Annotated in this window: 13 protein-coding genes; 3 read left to right on the top strand and 10 right to left on the bottom strand. The window is 56.9% G+C overall.

The annotated features are described in order from the left end of the window. Window positions 1-3: 3 nt before the first annotated feature. Genes bcsA (ACJY2L_RS14795) through bcsR form a run of 3 tightly spaced genes read right to left on the bottom strand, consistent with a single transcriptional unit; the run spans window position 4 to window position 3547 of the window. A complete protein-coding gene (bcsA, locus tag ACJY2L_RS14795; RefSeq protein WP_439213984.1) occupies window positions 4-2622 on the bottom strand; it encodes a UDP-forming cellulose synthase catalytic subunit in 2619 nt (872 codons plus the stop codon). Continuing rightward, complete coding sequence (bcsQ, locus tag ACJY2L_RS14800) at window positions 2619-3350, bottom strand: cellulose biosynthesis protein BcsQ (RefSeq protein WP_439213983.1); 732 nt, start codon at window positions 3348-3350, stop codon at window positions 2619-2621. Before bcsQ (ACJY2L_RS14800) ends, bcsA (ACJY2L_RS14795) begins: the two co-directional genes overlap by 4 nt. Beyond that, the gene (gene bcsR, locus ACJY2L_RS14805; protein ID WP_439213982.1) at window positions 3350-3547 is read right to left on the bottom strand and encodes a cellulose biosynthesis protein BcsR; all 198 of its coding nucleotides are present in this window, start codon (window positions 3545-3547) and stop codon (window positions 3350-3352) included. Before bcsR ends, bcsQ (ACJY2L_RS14800) begins: the two co-directional genes overlap by 1 nt. A gap of 169 nt (window positions 3548-3716) precedes the next feature. On the opposite strand from bcsR, the gene bcsE reads away from it, so the two are divergent. From bcsE to bcsG, 3 genes are read left to right on the top strand one after another with little or no spacing between them, the layout of a single operon-like run. Next, window positions 3717-5255, top strand: a complete 1539-nt coding sequence (gene bcsE, locus ACJY2L_RS14810; RefSeq protein WP_439213981.1) for a cellulose biosynthesis protein BcsE — start codon at window positions 3717-3719, stop codon at window positions 5253-5255. Between the two features lie 5 nt (window positions 5256-5260). Further along, window positions 5261-5440, top strand: coding sequence for a cellulose biosynthesis protein BcsF (locus tag ACJY2L_RS14815; RefSeq protein ID WP_439213980.1), 180 nt, complete (start codon window positions 5261-5263; stop codon window positions 5438-5440). Then, window positions 5440-7092: a cellulose biosynthesis protein BcsG gene (gene bcsG / locus ACJY2L_RS14820; RefSeq protein WP_439213979.1), complete on the top strand. Its 1653-nt coding sequence runs from the start codon at window positions 5440-5442 to the stop codon at window positions 7090-7092. The genes ACJY2L_RS14815 and bcsG overlap by 1 nt, the downstream gene beginning before the upstream one ends. Before the next feature lie 161 nt (window positions 7093-7253). Here the strand turns inward: bcsG and ACJY2L_RS14825 are convergent, their stop codons facing one another. The 7 genes from ACJY2L_RS14825 to bcsO all read right to left on the bottom strand — a co-directional run bounded on the left by ACJY2L_RS14825 (window position 7254) and on the right by bcsO (window position 18860). Then, window positions 7254-8261 carry a glycosyl hydrolase family 8 gene (locus tag ACJY2L_RS14825; RefSeq protein ID WP_439213978.1) on the bottom strand — a complete coding sequence of 336 codons (1008 nt, stop codon included), beginning with the start codon at window positions 8259-8261 and terminating at the stop codon, window positions 7254-7256. Between the two features lie 12 nt (window positions 8262-8273). Further along, the gene (gene bcsD / locus ACJY2L_RS14830) at window positions 8274-8717 is read right to left on the bottom strand and encodes a cellulose biosynthesis protein BcsD (RefSeq protein ID WP_439213977.1); all 444 of its coding nucleotides are present in this window, start codon (window positions 8715-8717) and stop codon (window positions 8274-8276) included. After that, the gene (locus ACJY2L_RS14835) at window positions 8714-12520 is read right to left on the bottom strand and encodes a cellulose synthase subunit BcsC-related outer membrane protein (RefSeq protein ID WP_439213976.1); all 3807 of its coding nucleotides are present in this window, start codon (window positions 12518-12520) and stop codon (window positions 8714-8716) included. Before ACJY2L_RS14835 ends, bcsD begins: the two co-directional genes overlap by 4 nt. A gap of 13 nt (window positions 12521-12533) precedes the next feature. Further along, window positions 12534-15278, bottom strand: a complete 2745-nt coding sequence (bcsB, locus tag ACJY2L_RS14840; protein ID WP_439213975.1) for a cellulose biosynthesis cyclic di-GMP-binding regulatory protein BcsB — start codon at window positions 15276-15278, stop codon at window positions 12534-12536. Further along, window positions 15275-17377: a UDP-forming cellulose synthase catalytic subunit gene (gene bcsA / locus ACJY2L_RS14845; RefSeq protein ID WP_439213974.1), complete on the bottom strand. Its 2103-nt coding sequence runs from the start codon at window positions 17375-17377 to the stop codon at window positions 15275-15277. The genes bcsB and bcsA (ACJY2L_RS14845) overlap by 4 nt, the downstream gene beginning before the upstream one ends. Before the next feature lie 89 nt (window positions 17378-17466). After that, window positions 17467-18264, bottom strand: coding sequence for a cellulose biosynthesis protein BcsQ (gene bcsQ / locus ACJY2L_RS14850; RefSeq protein WP_439213973.1), 798 nt, complete (start codon window positions 18262-18264; stop codon window positions 17467-17469). Continuing rightward, the gene (bcsO, locus tag ACJY2L_RS14855; RefSeq protein WP_439213972.1) at window positions 18255-18860 is read right to left on the bottom strand and encodes a cellulose biosynthesis protein BcsO; all 606 of its coding nucleotides are present in this window, start codon (window positions 18858-18860) and stop codon (window positions 18255-18257) included. The genes bcsQ (ACJY2L_RS14850) and bcsO overlap by 10 nt, the downstream gene beginning before the upstream one ends. Window positions 18861-19081: the final 221 nt, after the last annotated feature.

The raw sequence follows: 19081 nt of genomic DNA on the forward strand, positions 1-19081 counted from the left end.
CTATCAGGATTGTTCTGTCACGACGCGACCCGCAGGCGTCCTGCCGGTACCGTGCGGCATAAAAGAAGCCAGCCAACGCACCAGCTGCGTCAGGGCACGAAATAATTTGCGCAGCGGCACAGGCCCATATTCGGCCAGCCGCACATAGCCTTTGAACCCAAGCACCATGATATCGGCGAGGCTTTGTACCGGACGATCTTCCGGGAACCCGTCCTGCCATAGCGCCCAGGTATCCGCACGGGCAAAAGTACATTGAATAAAATCGATATGCTGTTCGGTGGTCAGTTCATGCAGCCGGATACCGGCACGATGTCCGAAGACGCGCTGCACATAGCAGGGAAACGTGAACTCCTGCTGACCCCGGCGTAGCAGCAGCGTCACTTTTTCCCCTTCAGGCAGGCTGTTCGCCTCTCGTAGCTCAATGCCAACACCCCCATCGGAGTAATCACGCAGCGTACAGGGCATCATATGCCCATCGCTGCGACCCAACGCCGCTGGCATCGCAATCTCAACGCGATGCGCCTCACGAATCTGCCTGGCCTCAACGGAAACGGCGACGGCTCCGCCCAGAATCACCATGTTATAGAGCACCCAGACCAGGCTAACCCAAACGGTGAGAACCTCATTTGCCGGACCGTATTTCATCCGCCAGAAGGCGAATAGCACACCCGCCAGGTTAATCAGCACCAGAAAAATATAGGGTTTAGTGATGACCCAATCGAGATGTTGCTCCTCTACCAGGCCGCCTTTGGCGGTGACATTGAACTTCCCTTTGTGCGGATTAAACAGCGCGACCGTGGTGGGACGGGCGATATACCAGGCGAGCACGGTTTCATAAACTTCACTCCAGAAAGAGTGACGCCAGCGCCCCTGAATACGCGAGTTGGTTAAGCTGGTATGCAGCATGTGTGGCAGTACATAGATAGCGATCGCCAGCGCCGGTGCGTAGATGATATAGGCATGGAACAGCAGGAAGGCCAGCGGCGACAGCAGGAAGATCAATCGCGGAATGCCCGAAAGGAAATGCAGCATGGCATTGGCGTAACAGAGGCGCTGCACCAGCTTCAGCCCTTTGCCAAACAGCGGGTTATCGAGCCGAAAAATTTGCACCATGCCGCGAGCCCAGCGAATACGCTGGCCGATGTGCGCTGACAAGCTTTCTGTTGCCAATCCTGCAGCCTGGGGAATGCGGATATAGGCGGAGGTATGTCCTTTGCGGTGCAGGCGCAGAGAGGTATGTGCATCTTCGGTAACCGTTTCTACGGCAATGCCGCCAATCTCATCCAACGCGTCACGGCGCAGTAGCGCACAGGAGCCGCAAAAAAACGTGGCATCCCAGGTATCGTTGCCATCCTGCACCAGCCCATAAAACAGCGAGCCTTCATTGGGTGTTCGGCGGAAACGGCCCAGGTTACGTTCAAAGGGATCGGGCGAAAAGAAGTGATGCGGCGTTTGCAGCATCGCCAGCTTTTTGTCCTTCATGAACCAGCCCATGGTCATCTGCAGAAACGATCGCGTTGGCACATGGTCGCAGTCAAAAATAGAGACATAGTCACTGCGACAATGGTGGCGCAGCGCATTATTAATGTTGCCCGCCTTAGCGTGTTCGTGGGTAGCACGTGCCACATAACCGATGCCGACAGCTTCAGCAAACTCGCGAAACGCTGGCCGGTTGCCGTCGTCCAGCAGCCAGATGTTAAGTTTGTCGCGTGGCCAGTCGATGCCCAACGCGGCGTAAATGGTCGGCTTAACCACGCTCATCGGCTCATTGTAGGTGGGTATCAGTAGATCCACCGTCGGCCAGCTTTCAGGTGAGCCGGGCATGCTAACCGGCTGACGATTAAGCGGCCAGATGGTTTGAAAATAGCCCAGAACCAGCACTACCCAGGCGTAGGTTTCTGCCGCAATCAGCAACAGACCAAAGGTAAGGCTTAGCGGGTCGTCCCAGTTCAGCGTTGAGGTATAGCGCCACCACAGATAGCGGCATGAAACGGTTAACGAGAGCACGATCAGCATCAACGTAGGCAGGCGGCCAGGAACCCGCTTTACCACCATCGCCATACTCCACAACAACAGCACAAAAATAAACTGTGTCAGCAGATCGAAAGGCTGGGAGATACAGAGCAGCGCCAGCAGACCGGCCAACAGCGATGCGGTTAAAAATAACAGGCGGCGCGTCAAGGGCGACAATTGCCGCAGTCGCCGCTCAACGCGTGCATGCGTGCCCTGCGATTCCACCTGTTGTGGCAGTTTATCGAGCCAGAGATAAAAACGCTGTCGCCAGCGAAACAGCGGTTGAAAGGCATTCACGCGCAGGCGTTGGCTACGCGGACTGCTGTCCTGCGGCAGCGTAATGATCAACCACAGGCTTTGTACCAGATAGCGCAACAGATCGAGTGGCTGCGGGCGCTCGGGAGAAATATGCGGCCAGAGCTGGCGACGTCGGGCAATAATCTGCTGCCAGCCAGGCGATTCAAAGCGCAGCAACGCCCAGCCAAGTGCGCACCACAGGCAGTGCAGCCACGACGCCAGTGACGAAGCACCGTGCGTCTGCGCCAGGTCATAACGCTTTTTAAGCGCCTGCCAGGCAGGCGGAACCAGCAGCCAGTGCAGCGGATTCATGCCACTTTTTCCTGTACATGCAGCAGCAGCCAGTTCGCCAGCGTCACCACTTCCTCAGCGATTAACGAACCAGGACGATACTCGCCAACCGGCTGTTTGTTGAGCAAGGCTTCGGCCATCGCCTCATCGCGATGCAGGATCAACGGGATCAGATTGCGCAGTGAGTCGATCCACAGTTGGTGCAGATCCTGTTGTAGCAAGCTGCCCGCGTTGAAATGATTAATCAGAAACCGGGAGTTATCGGCAAAATTTGACTGATGCAGTCGCAGATGGCAGTTAGCGTCGGCGGTGAGAATACGCAACTGACAATCGCACTGCGCCAGCAGCGGCGCAAAGCTCGCATCCGCTTCTGCCGGTACATCGAACAATATCCAGCGGTAGCGTGCCTTCAGGGCCACCAGGTCATCAACCATCGGTTGCTGCCATGCTGCCTTATTGAGCAGATAACGTTGATGTTGTTTATCATTTAACAGACCAAAGGGCACAAAATCGAGGCCGGGCTGATAACGCATGGCGCCCTGCCGCCAGTTCTCATCGATGGCCGCGGATAAGGCCCAGCCGCGTGCATGCTGAACCGGCATATTGAAATGAATGCGCAGCTGATTCACCGGTGACAGATCGACGGCGAGCACGCTTTCGCCCAGCGCATGCAGCGCCCAGCCCAATGCCGCGGTTATTGCTGTTGCGCCGGTGCCACCGCGTAACCCTTGTAGGGCAATCATCGACATCAGTGATTATTCTCAGAATGAAGCTGAGTTAATTCCGCCAGCAAAGGCCAGCGTTCGTTCATTTTTTTCAACCGCTCATGACGTGCTATATCAACATAATGAAAAGCGTGCAGAGAAAATGCCTTGCTTAGCGCACTGATATCATCCTGTGCCTCACCCGAACCGGCAACCACCGTAAGTGTATTTTCTTTTTTCATTACCTTTCACCCATTGCGTTTCTTTCCCGTACTTTTTCTATTATTTTCATTGAGGAAAAAAACGAGCATAGTGGCACAGGTTGCCTGCGCCAATAAGTAAAAATAACATTTACCAGGATGTGACTGTCTATAATAAACTAGCCTGGATCAATCGATTCGTGAAAAAAATATGAAAAAACCCTGGTCACTCGGCCTTCAACAGGTTCAGAGCGAATTTATCATGATGGATACGCCCGGTTGCTATTGGGTTACTGCCGCGCGTGAGGAAGATGGCCGCACCTTTATTCGTCAGGTAATTGCCAACCAGCAGGCATTAACGTTGATCAGCTCAGCTGAAAAACCACAGCGGCTACTTCAGCCGGTGCCAGCGGATGGGCCAGATCGCATCCCCATGTATTCGCTTAAAAAAAACCGAAAAGGCCTGCTACAGCTTAGTGATGACCTGATGCGCATTCACAACAGCAAAAGTGGGTTGATGGTGTTTTACTGTGATGTTTCTCACTGGAGCACATTATCCGGAAAGGAAATATCTGACTGGCTAAAAAAAACCAGACGACGGTTAATAACGCAAAAAATAACGCTATTAATAATCACCACCGGTTTAGAAATTAGTCACTTACGTAATCATTTACAGCATTGTCTTCGACAGCTGGATGGGGTCGCACATATCGATCATCAGCAGGATAGCTGGCAGTACCGTATTAGCTGGTGGAATTATAATACTGTTTTAATCGCTGACCGCGCGGTTCGTCTCACGCTAACGCAGGAACGTTTTACCGCGCTACCGCAAAGCGAGAAGAACCAGCCTTTATCGTTAAACGATGAAAACAATTATATTGCCGAGCAGCAGGTTCTGGAAGGAGCACCACCTTTATCAAAGCAGTGGTTATTATATGAAAGTAACGCACAGGTATTTTCTCGTGCGCAGCAAGCCAGCGCGGCCACCGTTATTTTTAGCCTTGCACGCAATGAGCAAATCAACGAGCTGGCAGAGTATATTCATGGCCTGCGTTTAACCCGCGGCAGTGGATTAAAAATTGCGCTGCGTGAAATGCAAACCAGTCTGCGTTATAGCGATGAGCGTCTGCTGCTGGCCTGTGGCGTCAACGTTATTGTGCCGCACGGCGCCAGTTTGTCACGTTTTCTGAGCGCGCTGGAAGGCATTCAGGGACAGATCTGGAGTCGCCATATTCCCAGTGATCTGACCCTGCTGAAAAACGCGATGCAGCCGCTGCAGGAGCGCGGCTACCTGCCACTCGACGCCTTCTGCAATGCGGTGAGGCGACTGGTCAGTAACACCGTGTTGCCTGAGAACGGCAAAGGACTTTTAGTGGCGCTGCGTCCGGTGCCGGGCATGAAAGCGGAACAGCTGATCGCCTTATGCAAGCCGCGTCGCTACGGCGATTTGGCGACCCTGACGGGTCAACGCATCTGTCTCTTCCTCTCATCTTGTCGCTACAGCGATCTGGATACCGCGCTGCGCTCAATCTTTCGCCTGCCGCACGATGAGATATTTTCCAACCGGCTGGTGTGGTTCGAGGATGCGCAAATTCTTACAGAAATCAGTCAGATGAACGATGCGCCCGGCGCCTGGCATGACCTGCCGCTACCGACACTGGCACCGGTGATAAAACAGCCGATCAGCCAGCAGCCACGTATTCATCCCCAGCCCGTCACGCTGTTGCAGAATGAGGTTGAAAGCGAATGAGCCTGATGGACGCCGTACAAATCCTTATCGTACTGCTGCTACTTCTTTTAGTTTTTCGACCGCTCTATGTCCGCTGGCTGCCTGCTGGCTGGCGCAACATTTCCTGGCGATTGTTAGCGCCACGCGCGTTGAAATATGAGGGAACCTGGCAGCGAAAAACCACCAAAATGGATGAAGATGATTAATGAATGATGTGAACGCGCCTGACGCACACTCGCCTTCCCGATGGTCTCACTGGCGCGGTTTAGGCGGCTGGAATTTCTATTTTCTCCTGAAATTTGCGCTGCTCTGGTTTGGTTATCTTAATTTCCATGCGCTAACCAACCTGGTGTTTCTCGCCTGGCTGATTTTTCCGTTGCCCAGCTTGCGACTGCATCGTCTGCGCCAGCTGATCTCCCTGCCCATAGGTTTTGCGCTGTTATGGCACGATACCTGGCTGCCGGGCTGGGAAAGCTTGCTCAGTCAGGGCAATCAGCTGGCGGGCTTCTCGCCAAACTACCTGCTCGATCTGCTTAACCGCTTTATCAACTGGCAGATGGTCGGCGCCATGTTCGTCATGCTGGTGATCTATCTGTTTGTCTCGCAATGGATCCGCATTACCGTGCTGGTGTCGCTGCTGCTACTCTGGTTAAACATTGTCAATCTGGCGGGCCCGGCCTTTTCGCTGCTGCCAACCAACAACACCACGCCGCCAGTGGTATTGAAAACCAGCGCGCCTGCGGGCGCAGTGCCTGACGCACTGGATGATGCCGCTCCGCCCACCAGTGCCAATCTCACCGCCTGGCTGAACCGTTTTTATGAGCATGAACGACAGCGCAATACGCACTTTCCGGCGACACTACCGGCTGATTCTCAGCCGTTTGATATTTTAGTTATCAACATCTGCTCGCTGGCATGGTCAGATATCGATTACGCCCAGCTGCGTTCGCATCCGCTGTGGAAGCATTTTGATATTCAGTTCAACAATTTCAATGGTGCCACCGGTTACAGCGGCCCTGCGGGGATCCGTCTGCTGCGCGCCAGCTGCGGCCAGATGTCGCACAGCGATCTTTACAAGCCTACTCAGGATAACTGTTATCTGTTTGATAATCTGGCAAAACTCGGTTTCAAAGAGCAGCTGATGATGGACCATACCGGCGTGTTTGGTAACTATCTGCAGGAACTGCGTGATTTTGGCGATATTCAGGCACCGCTGATGTCACAAAGCGGCATTTCGCCGGAGTTGACCTCCTTTGATGGCTCACCGGTGCTCAACGATGGGCAACTGATGCAACGCTGGCTGGACGATCGTCAGAAAAGCAGTGAGCCGCGCACCGCCACCTTCTATAACCTGATTCCATTGCATGACGGCACGCGTGAGCCTGGCACGACGCAAACCGCGCCATGGAAGCCGCGCGCGCAGGTGCTGTTCGATCAGCTGGATACGTTTTTGACCAATCTGGAAAAATCGGGCCGGCGGGTGATGGTGCTGGTGGTGCCGGAACACGGTGCCGCCCTGAAAGGCGATAAAATGCAGATGTCAGGCCTGCGCGATATTCCCAGCCCCGATATTACGCATGTGCCCGTGGGCATTAAGTTTGTGGGGATGAAAGCGCCGCATCAGGAACAGGCACTGGCCGTTGAAACGCCCACCAGCCTGCTGGCGCTTTCTGAGCTGATCTCGCGCGTGGTTGACGGCCAGGTATTCAACGCGCCTAACGTCAACATGTCGGTGCTCACACAAAATCTGCCGCAAACGCCAGTGGTTTCAGAAAACGATAACGCGGTGGTGATTATGTATCAGGGCAAACCCTGGATCCGCCTTAACGGTGGCGACTGGGTACCCTATCCCAACTAACCCCCCTTCTCCCGCCTCGCAGGCGGGAGAAGCGTCGGGTCTGTATCTCAATGAAGCATTACCGCTATCACGGTAAAACAGGTTCCAGGGCGCGCTACCGTCAAAGGCGCGCGTCCTGGGCCCTTACGCCTGCCAGCTTGTAAGGCGAAATATCACCGCGGTTACCGGCTCTCCTCATACGCCATATTGGTCAACAGCTGCAAACTGGCCGAGTAGTAATCGCTATCAGCAGGCAACCGATCGTTAATATAGGTTGTTTCACCCATCGTTAAATCACGCACCGCCAGCAGACCACCGTTCATGTTATAGCCCGCTGGCGTGTTGCTGAGCACATCGATCCACGCGGGTGTCGCCTGACGCGGATAGTGTTGCCAGAACGCCTGGAACGGCACCAGACGCAGGCTTTGCGCATCATACCAGGCGATATAAAGCGGCACACGAATCGCATCGTAGCTGAAGCGCGGCGGCCAGCCGGTAGCCGGGGCCATTGAACCATCGGCGTTCATCGCCACCCAATCCAGCGGCAGCCCACTGGTGCCAAAACGCATATCGCTGAGCAGCGCAAAGCTGTCGTTAATCAGCGTGGTCCACACTTGTAAATGGCTGCGCTTAGCAAACGCCTGAAACGCCGGAAACAGGAAGTAAGATGGATTCAGCACCACATAGCTGGTTTTATTGAATCCCTGCGCGCCCGGCAGCATAACCGTACGGCCCGCGTAGCGAATCACATCATGAGCAATAATCGCTTTCTGAATCGCATCGGACTGCTGCTGATACGCCGGGTTCTGCCATTTTTCCGCCGCCCGTTGCAGCGCCCACGCCACCAGAATATCGCCGTCGGAAGCGTTGTTCTTATCTCCCGTGGGATTCGCTGCGGCAGGGTTATAGCGCCAGATAAACAGCCCGTTCTGCTTGTCGCGCAGCGTGGTATTGGTCCACTGCCAGAGCTTATCGAAGGTGGCGCGATCGCTATAATGTACCGCCAGCAGCATCGCATAGCCCTGACCTTCGGTGTGGCTGACGTTTTTGTTAGCCGTATCGATAATGCGACCATCCGCCTGCAAAAAGCGGCTTTTATAGGTCTCCCAGCCTTCGCTGGCTGCGGCCTGCGCGCTACAGAGCATGATCATCATTAACGCTACCCACTTATGCCGGATCCATTTCTGCATGACGTAATAACCTTATTGATAGCGAAAAGTCAGTGTTGAATCCTGTGCGGTGCTCTCGCAGACCACAGGAACGGTTGCGCTGCCACCCTGCTCACGCAGCCAGCGCCCATAAAGCCCACAGAGCACGGCGCTCAGCGCCGCCTGAAACTGCGCCTGTTCCTGAGTGCCATCGCCGCCGGGCAGGCCGAGATGCTGAATCAGCATTGCGCCTTCCTGCGGCTGCAGGTCAGCGAATCCCCAGTTAAAGCGCGCCAGCACCAGGTTAATCTGGGTTTCCAGATCCTGCACGGTGCGCGCGGCAGGCAAGGGATAACGTTCCGCCAGCTGCTCGCCAATATTGTGTAAAAAGGCCTGGCTTTCCGCTTCTCCGGCATTGTCGATCATGCCGCTAATCATCAGATTCAGCAGATCAAACCAACCCGGCTGCGGCCGTGCGCCATAATCCTGTGCCATCATTTATCTCCGAACATATAGCGGAACCACAGATTCGCGGTACTTTCGTTGTAATCACCAAAGGTGTCATAGCCGAGCTGACCGCCGACGGTAACCTCTTTCGATATTTTATAATCTGCACCGGCGTGCAGGTTATAGCCGATGCCATTTTTACTGCCGCCGGAATAGTACGCCTCTTTGGCAAAGCCATTGGCCACGGCATTATCCATTGCCGACTGCAGATCGGGATTGTTCGGAAACATCGCGCTGCGATCCTGCGAATAGGATTGGTAGCCCACCGCGCCGCCGACATTCATTTTCAGATCGTCATAAGTGCGGGAATATTCCACCGGCAGCGACACGCTGATGTAATCCTGCGGGCTGAAGTATCCGCCCTGACCATAGCTGTAATAGCTGAGGTTCTTCGAGAAATCCATCCAGCCGAGGCTAATACCGGTTTTCAGTTCGCGATCGCTGCCATGGAAGGGACGCAGATAAACCCCGGCGTTGCCGTTGAGGCTGCTGTTGCTGGCAACGTTCTCGCCGAGATAGCTGTACGCACCGGCGCCGAGATAATAGCCCGCATCGCCGTTATCATAGCTGAGCAACGCGCTGGCACCATTTTTGGTGACCCGCCCCCAGGTTTTACCGCTGGTTTTGTCGGTGGCTCCCACGTAAGAAAGCAGGCTATCGGTCATTGAGCGCCGCTCACCGGTGAGCACCAGCGTCAGGAAGTCGGTTAGCTTCGGCGACCACTGAATGCCACCCACCAGCGTATTGAGATCCTGACCAAGCGGCGTGGAACCGAGATCAATTTTATAATTGTCGCTCTTCAGTGCCACCGCCACTTCAACACCGGATGCCTGCTGCGATTCGGTGGTGGCCGCAGGCACATCATTCAGCGTGGCGCTGCCGTTGGCCACCACCTGCGACTGCGTCAGGGCGTTGGTACCAAAGCGCTGCCAGGCGTTGCCCGCTGCGCTACCGGCATTCAGCGTCACTGGCGTAACGGTAAATTCAGCGCGTGAGTCGCCAAACGGCACGCTTGACCAGGTCAGTGGCGCTTTGGCTTCTGTGAGCTTGCTGAGGCCCGACTCACCATCGCGGCCGCGCACCTGCACGCCCGCCTGCGCCCAGCTGCCGGTGCGCGTTTGCAGATCGTCCATCATGCTGTCGATTTGGTGCAGCGTGCGGCCCTGCTGCGCCACGGCGCTGTTATCCGCTATCGCTTCACCTTCACCGCCGGTGGCCAGCGGTGTCTGCTGCCATGGCAATACGCTGCCGTAGCTCGACGGCGAAGCCTTCGCTACTGGCGTGCTGCGGTTGATAAACGGATTGTCGCTCAGCGCCAGGCCACCGATGGTCGGCGTTGCGCCATTCTGTGTACCCTGCAGGCCAATCAGCTGACCGCGTGCGCTGCGTAAGTAGGCCAGCGCCTGACTGTGATTGCCCTGCGCCTCTTCCACCCGTGCCAGCAGCAGCAGGCGATCCGGCGTCTGCGTCGCGCGCAGGCCATTGCGCAGGCGGGCCACTTTATCCAGATCGTGATTAGCCAGCGCCACATCGATAGCGCCTACGCGGGCATCCTGATTCGGCGTATCGCGCGTCATCAGATAGTCGTAGACCACGCCCGCTTCTTTGTTCATTTTGCCCGCCTGATAGAGGCGTGCCATGGCGAACATCAGCTCCGGGTTCTGCGGATCGTGCTGCAGCGCGCCCACCAGCTTATCGTAGGCCGCGGCATACTGTTTCTGCTCGCGCAGGCGGTCGGCTTCGTTGATCACGTAACCGTTACGCAAACTCGCCAGCTGAGACGGCGTGCTGTTTGCCTGCAGTTCCGGGCTGCTGAGGAAAGATTGCGCCTCGCTGCTTAAACCGGCCTGATTCAGCACCGTCATCTGTGCCGCATAATCGCCCGCGTTACCCTGCACGCCGCGCTGCATGTTGTTATGTACCACCGCGACGGCCGAAGTGAGATCGCCCGCCTTCGCCAGCCGATCGGCCAGATTACCGGCATCGACCGGATTAGCCGGAGGTGACATCGCCAGCGCTTTCAGCGTATTCGCCGCCGCGGCGTTGTCGCCCTGCGCCAGATAGCGATCGGCGGTGCTCATCTGTAAATTAAAATTCACCCGTTCTGCCAGTGCCCGCATCTCGCCGGTGCGGCTGGCAGCAGGAATGCGTGACAGCAGCGTGCTCGCCTGCTGCCAGGCACCACTTTCGCTGGCGTTAATCGCTGCGGCGTACCCTTCGTTAACGCTGGCGTTGTCACGCAACGCAGGCTGCATCACGCTGGCCGCCATAGCGCTATCGCCCTGCTGGCGATAAATGCGCGCCAGATCAAGACGCAGCCAGCCGTCGGCGGGAAAGCGAGCAATGCCTTGCTGCAACAGGGCGATCGCCTGCGTTGGATTACCGGCGGCCAGCGCTTTTTTGGCCTGCTGACGCAGCGGATCGCTGGTGGGGCTGCTGGGGCGTGGCGCCATACTTTGCCGCACGCTGTCGGGCAGCGACGCGAGCAGGCTGTTCGCCTCCTCGCCACGGTTCTGCTGGCGCAGCACGTAGAACAGCCCCTCTTTGGCATTGCGATTATCACTGTCGCTCTGTAATACCGCGCGATAGGTCTGCTCCGCGTCAGCAAATGCACCGCTGCGACGCTGCACATCGGCGCGAAACAGCTTCGCCGCCAGCCCTTTTTCTCCACTGACCTGCGCCAGCGGTTCGCTCAGGGTTAGCGCCTGCGCGTTGTCGCCGTTTTTCAGCGCCTGTTGCGCCGCCGCTAGCTGGGCATAGAAACGCGCATCGCCCGCCTGCTGCTGACGTGACTCGCCTTCCGTGCCGCCCTGTTTTGCCGACCGTTCCAGATAATCTGCCGCCTGCGCATAATTACCGCCGCGCTGCGCCACATAGCCCATACCGGCTAACGCATCCGCATCTTCCGGGTTGGCCTGCAGCACGGTAGAAAATGACTTCTGTGCGCCGGCGACGTCGCCGCTGTTCAGGGCGGTAAAACCCTGACCTTTTTCAGCGCCGCCGACATTTTTACGATAGTGCTCCATCACCGCATTATCCTGCGGGTGACGCTGCTGCCAGGTTTGATAGATCGCGGCGTCATCCGGCTGCGGTCCTAACCAGAGCAGCGCCTGACGCAGCGAACGATCGGCATCCTGATTACCGCTCGCCAGTTCGCCGAGCAACTGTAATCCTTCACGTCGGGTCGATTCCTGATAGGTCAACGCCTTGCCCAGAGCCAGCTTCGCGCCGGTGTCCTGCGGATGCTGACTGGCAAACTGCCTTAATGCTTCCACCGCCTGTGGCAGCAAGGTGCGATCGCCCGCCATGGTCAAATAATATTCTGCCGCCACGCTGGCCGGTGGTTCATTGCCGGTGAAGGTATTGCGCCAGGTTTGCAGCGCGGCCGCAATATTGCCGCTGCGCGCCTGCTGACGCGCCAGGCTGAGCTGCGCCTGGGGAATCGACTGCATCTGGCGGGCATTATCCAGCTCGCTGAGATGAGGATCGTTTGGCGATACCGCTTTCAGGCGCGAGCGCCACTGGGCAGCGGCGGTGTTATCACCGCCCTGTTGCGCATACAGAGACAGCAAATAGAGCGCCTGCGTATTGCCCGGCTCCACCATCAGCACCTTTTGCAGCGACTGCATCGCCAGGTCGTCATGGGCTTTTTGATGCCAGTAAGATGCCTGATCAAACAGCGCCTGCAGCGCCGGATTGCTGCTGTCAGCTGCCAGCACCGGTTGCGCCAGCGCCAGCGTACCGCCGAACAGCAGCGCCTGTTTGATACCGGCATTGAGGAAAGTGATTTTCATAATTAGGGTTTCCTTACTTCTTACCGGTCTGCTGGTTGTCGTTTTGCGATGGCAAACGACGACGCGCATGATGTTTCAACATAACCCAGGTGGCGCTACCGGCAATCGCTGCCAACAGCAACGCGCCCAGCGCTAACAGCACGCTGTGCTGGTTGGCATACCAGAACACCATCATGTACCAGGGCATTTCGCCGCGCGGCGACTGGGGGCCAACGCGGAAGCTGCGAATGCCGTTTTCATCGGTGATGATCGCGGTATCGCCGCGAATCCCGGCGTTAATCCCTGGTGCGTTCAGATCGCTGTGCAAACGCAGCAGTTGCGCATCGTTGGTAGCGATAGACATCACCACCAGCCGACCGGCGTTCCACGGCGAGGCGTAGCTGACAAAGCCGCGCCAGGCTTCGTTGGAAGAAAAATAGCGATCGGCATCGAGCTGCTGCCGTGACCAGTCGCCGGTGAGCCAGCTGCGCATCTTATCCAGCACGCCCGGCGCCTTGACGCCCAGCGTGGTGCCGCTGGCGTCATAATCGCTTTTAGCCAGCATGGCGCGGGTAAAGGCGCTTTGCTGCACGGTGGAGACCGCCAGCACATCGCTGTTCTTCAGGCGTGTCAGCGAGGTGCCGCCCTGCGGAATACCAAACAGCACATGGTTCTGATACAGCGCCACGCCGGTGGCGTTACCGGAACGGCTGGCCAGATCGAGCAGCGTGCTGATTTCGCTGTCGCTGGGTTTCTCCGGCAGCAGCAGCGTGGTCTGGGAATAGTCCGCCAGCTGGGAGAACGGGAAGGATGCGCCGACGAAATAGGCCAGGTTAGGCAACATCGCGAAGTGTCGCGTATGACTCAGATCGATAAACGAATCTTCCTCAATGCGGCTCTTGATATTGTTATTCAGCAGCACGCCGCACGGTGCGTCCGCTTTAGGCGCAATATTGAAGTACAGCGCCAGCTGGTTATCGCCGTAAATCAGATAGGGATCCAGCTCCAGACGATATGCTTCCTGTCGCGCGTCACCGCCCAGGCGGCGCCAGACATCTTCCAGTAGCCCGAGTTTGTTAACCGACAGGTTGCGCAGGAACGTGCCGTTGAGCATGACGTTAAGATACGAGTTATTTTCGTCAATCCAGGTTTCCGCCGGAAAGCGATAGTTGAGCTGCACCGGAATGGCGTCACCGTCCCACAGAAAGAGATCGGGCGCGGCGCGGAAGTTCACGCGCAGCGCATCGTGCCACAATCCGTTAGTGGTCATGCTCTGATCGCTACGCAGCAGTTCACTGAGGCGCACCGGCCGCGTGGTGTTGATCCAGCGCGGCGCATCATACGCCTGACGCTGCGGCACGTTAGCGGTCACCACGGTCAGCGACGCGGCATCGGTGGTCAGCGGCTGGCTGACCAGACGATACGCCGCCTGACGCAGCTGCTCATCATCACTGCCGATCACCAGCATCAGCTTGTAAATCGGGTTGTTGGGGTTGTCGATCATCATCAGCCTGGCTACGTTGCCCGCAGGCACGGTGAGCACGCCAATTTTGTCGCCGGGATGCGCAAACACAATGCCATTTTTCTCCGGCAGGCGATCGCGCAATACTGGAAAACGGGCGCCGCGATAATCCGCCTGAATGCCCAGCCAGGAAGCGACCATCGCCGCCGCGCTGACCTGCGCCGCATCGACTGCCGCTGGAAACACCATCGGCACGCTGGCTTCGGTCATCTGCATCGGATCGATAAACGGCCGCGGAAAATTACGCAGGCGGGTGCCGGTGTTGAGCTGTTGCCCTTCCAGCAACAGACGCGTGGTCGGCATAATGGTGACGCGGTTCTGCGTGGCGCTGTCGCGCTCGCACAGCAGCTTATCGGCATCGTTGATTTTGAAGCTGAGATTATTGCTGGACACCACCATCGCCGCCGGAATATCGAGTTGATAATCACTGACGTCGCTGTCGGCAGCGCCCAGCGGCAGCGTACCCAACGGCTGGCCATTAAGCATCAATTGCAGCGAGGTGTTGCGGGCAGCCAGCGCGGTAGAGACGCGCAGTGACAGCATCAGCCGGGCGTTGGTGATGACCTGATCGGCGGGCAGCGTAAAGACAATGCCTGACTGCAACTGGCCGCCGGTCAGCGTGATGCCACGCGGCTGGCCCATCTGCGCCACGCTGATTTCGCTGCTGGTTGGCTGAAACAACAGCACAGGAGCCATTATCGGCGTCTCGACCACGGGCAGCGGTGCAGGTGCAGGTGCAGGTGCAGGTGCAGGTGCAGCCGTTGTACTGTCGACAGCGGATGGCGCGGCATCAACAGCAGGCAGCGTAGCCTCGGCGGCAGCATCAACAGCGGGTGGCGCGGGTTCGGCGGCGGGCTGTTGCTGGCTGTCCGGGGCGATGTCAGTCATCGGCACAGCAGACGTCTCCGGTTGCAGTGCCGGTGGCGGCGAGATGGAAGGTGCTGCCGAAGCTGGCTCGCGGGTAGCAGGCGCTGTCTGCGCTCGGGACGGTTCAGTCGCTACCGGCGCGCTGACTGCACCTTCATCCGTGACATCGGGCGCGGTTTGCGTACCGGTGGCAGAGGTTGGCGCATAAGGTTCGGCGGCCACGGCGGCGCGCAGTTGCTGCTCTTCCGCACCGACGCCCGGCGGCGGCGGCACCTGCGACAGCGCCTCGCTGTCCTGCGTGACGGCGGTGTTCTCCGCCCATGCGTGGCTCAGCAGCAGACTGCCCGCCAGCGAGGTCGCCAGCAGACTTTTTATCAGACGTGGTTTCATGCTCCCTGATCCTCCTGCGCCTGACCGGCAACGGTTTTACGTTTGTCCCGTCGCCCTTTCCAGGTCAGCCAGAAGAGTTCAAACACGGTACGAATAATGGTTAACAGCGAGCGCAGCGGGCTGTCCGGCTTATATTGCGGCTGAATCCAGGCGTCGGCGCGCGCCAACACCACGCGTACCAGTTCACGGCGGCGCGACAGCGGCATCTGGCCGAACTTCAGGCGAATCACGTCGTCGTCGCTGGAGATGATGCTAACCGGAATAGTGATGGCGCCCGATTGCAGCAGAATATCAATTTCTTCAATTTCATCATGCAGATGACGTTGATCGGGCGCGATGATCTGCGCGCCGCCCATCGACAAATCGGAGGTCACCGTGCGTGACGAGATGCCGCTGGCGTAATGAATAATGGCCGGAATTTCGACCTCGATACGGATGGTTTTACGTACCTGCTTGGTCTCACGTGCCACGGCAATCGCCGCCATCAGAATCACCAGGCTGAAAATCGCCCAGCCAACGTTCAGCGCGATAACCCAGGGATCGACGCCAAAATAGTCATGCGCCACCGCGCGCACCACGCCTGCGGTAATGCCTGCGGTCAGCAGAAGTGCGGTGATGACATGCGGACGGACGATGTTGAAGTCAAAGAAACCCTGATCGAGCAGGCCACCTTTGTCGGTCACGTTGAACTTGCCATGCTTGGGTGAAATCAGCGTCAGCAACGTCGGAATAACCAGGTGAAATGCCATCACCGTTTCATAGATTTCACCCCAGAAGGTGTAACGGAAACGGCCGTTCATGCGTGAGTTAACGTACAGCGACATCACCAGATGCGGCAGCACGTAGGCGAAAATCAGCGATGCAGAAGAGTGAATAATATTCAGGTTAAACAGCAGGTAAGCCAGCGGTGCGGTCAGGAAGATCACGCGCGGAATACCAAACTGGAAATGCAGCATGGCGTTGAGATAACAGAGACGCTGTTGCCACTTCAGGCCGCGACCAAACAGCGGATTATCGACGCGGAAAATTTGCGTCATGCCGCGCGCCCAGCGAGTACGCTGCACCACGTGCAGGCCGAGACGTTCGGTTGCCAGACCCGCCGCCAGTGGGATCGCCAGAAAAGCCGAGCCCCAACCAAGGCGCTGCATTTTCAACGCGGTGTGCGCATCTTCAGTCACGGTTTCCACAGCAAAACCGCCAATCTCTTCCAGCGCCGCACGGCGGATCACCGCACAGGAGCCGCAGAAGAAGGTGGCATTCCAGTTGTCGTTGCCCTGCTGTACCGGGCCGTAGAACAGCGCACCTTCGTTAGGAATTGAGCGCGCCGCACGCAGGTTGCGTTCAAAGGGGTCGGGTGAATAGAAGTAGTGCGGTGTTTGCAGCAGCGCCAGTTTGGGATCCTTCAGGAAGGGCCCCACGGTGGCCTGTAAAAAGGTGCGCGTGGCAACGTGGTCGCAGTCAAAAATGCAGATCAGCTCGCCTTTGGTGATTTTCATCGCATGATTGAGGTTACCCGCTTTGGCGTGACGGTTATCGTCGCGCGTGATGTAGCCGACGCCAACATCGGCGGCAAACACCGCAAACTCACGACGCTTGCCATCATCAAGCAGATAGATTTTCACCTTATCGCGCGGATAATCGATGCACTGGGCTGCCAGCACGGTATCGCGCACCACGTCGAGGCTTTCGTTATAGCTCGGAATATAGATATCGACCGTCGGCCAGAGGCTAATATCATCCGGCAACGGCTCAATGGTGCGCTTCAGCGGCCAGGTGGTTTGCAGGAAGCCAAGAATTAAAATCACCCACACGTAAAGCTCGGCAATATAGAGCGCGATGCCGAACAGCGCCTCTATCTCCGAATTAAAATGCAGGGTTTCGGTGGTGCGCCACCAGATATAACGCGTCGACATTAATGCCGACAGAAATACCATCACCACGCTGACTTTTTGGCTTTTGCTGAAGCCCAATAAAAAGAGCAGACCAATACTGATTAAACCAAAAATATACTGCTTTTGGCTGTCCATGGGCGTAATGATGATCACCGTCGCAATTGGCGCTAATACCAATAGCAGCAGGTAGAACCAAATTTTTTTCATGAGGATCCTGGCAACGCTAAATGTTTATTATTATTTCGCTCGCTGGCGATAATGTTATCCGCAGGCCGCGCAGCGGCCCGCTTTCCGGCTTACCGCGAGCGCAGCGAACCGTGCAATTCTCCGTTGCCAACCTGGATGTCCAATAGCGAAGCGACACGCCTTGCGATCAGCTCAATATCAAAAGCCGCCGCTGAAACCGGACTAAAATCAAAAATAGACTGCTGTGAAGCATTGGCTTCTGCCACGCTCTCGTCGCGGTGCACCACGCCCAATAATTTATCGTCGAGGCGCTGCTGCATAAAAGCAGTCACGTCCCGGCTTATATTACGACGCGTATCACTTTGGTTCAGGATAAAATAGTGCCCGGCTTTATTATTTAACGCTTTGCCGATCATTCGGTTATTTTCAATATGCGGTAACAGTGATACCGAGGCGGTATCCGCTAACATCACCACCAGATGTAAATCGGCTAATTCGGCCACCGCTTTCAGCGCCGGATTCGGGCCGGGCGGAAAGTCAGCCACAATCACCAGGCCGGGATAATTCAGCAACGTGCTCAGGCCGCGCGGTAAAAAATGCGCATCCTGCGTGAGATGATCTTCGAAGCGCACCCGCTCCTCTTCCGTTACGTCGCCGTAGGGCAAGACGAAGACGTTGCCGCCAGTGGTCAGCACCGCCTGGCTCCAGTCCGGATTTTCAGCGGATCGCGCCACAAAGCCGCGCCCGTCAGATAAGGGAACGCCGAAGTGCAGGCGCAGCGCATTTTGTACGTCAAAATCGATTGCCAGTACTTTGCTGCCGGAGCGCGCCAGCGCCCAGGCGAGATTAGCCGCCATCGTGGTTTTACCAACGCCACCTTTCGGTGAGCAAACACAAACTAACGGCATAGGGCGATCTTCTCCAGTAACGGTTTGAGTAGCGTCTCTTTCGACAGCATTACCGGCTCAGCGGGACGCGTGCGGAATAATCCCCCAAAACGGCCATGCGCAGCAGGTGCAGAAGGCGGCGGCGTCGGCATGCCAACAGGCGGCAGTGCCGCAGCGGGTGCTGGCTGAGCCACCGGCGCAGGTGCAGCGGGCCGCGAAGGCACCGCGGTGGCTGAAATCTGCTGCAGCAGCGAACCGGTTGCGGGCGTAGTCTGCACCGCCGCCTGAGCACGCAGCGACGACAGCGGTGTCACTGGTTTTGGACTGGCCGCCACGCTGTCGAGCAGCAGGCTGCCGGTGCTGACGGTGCGCGCGCTTAACAGCTGCGCCACCACCGGCGCCGTAAAGGCGTCGCTTTTCACCGGCTGCGGCTGCGCACGATCGATGCGCTGCCCGGTTTCCAGCACGTCATGATGATTTGTCTCTTCAGACAGCTGCTGAATAATCGCCCAGCGCTGCTGGTCGTTTTCTAATGACTGGCCCGACATATCCCTGAAGTTGATATCCTGCGTCTGCGTTTTTTCCTTAAAACGCTGTAAATCGTCGTAATTTTTCATGCAAAATTGTCTGGCCAGTCAGAGAGAGGAAATTTTCGGCGAATATAGCACACTTCACGCAGACCGTGAGATTATTCTTATAAGTTTTTCAGAGGAAAGAGAAGGGAGTCTTGGACATTTTAAGGCATAAACGGGCAAAAAAGCGGCAATAAAGGTATTTTAGCAATTAAATTAATAAGTCAAACTTAAGTAAAATCAGAATTTCATCTGGTGTAGCCTGG

Origin of the sequence: Duffyella sp. Ts4, from assembly GCF_051851875.1 — a bacterium.
In the GTDB taxonomy this organism is placed as follows: Bacteria; Pseudomonadota; Gammaproteobacteria; order Enterobacterales; family Enterobacteriaceae; genus Duffyella; species Duffyella gerundensis.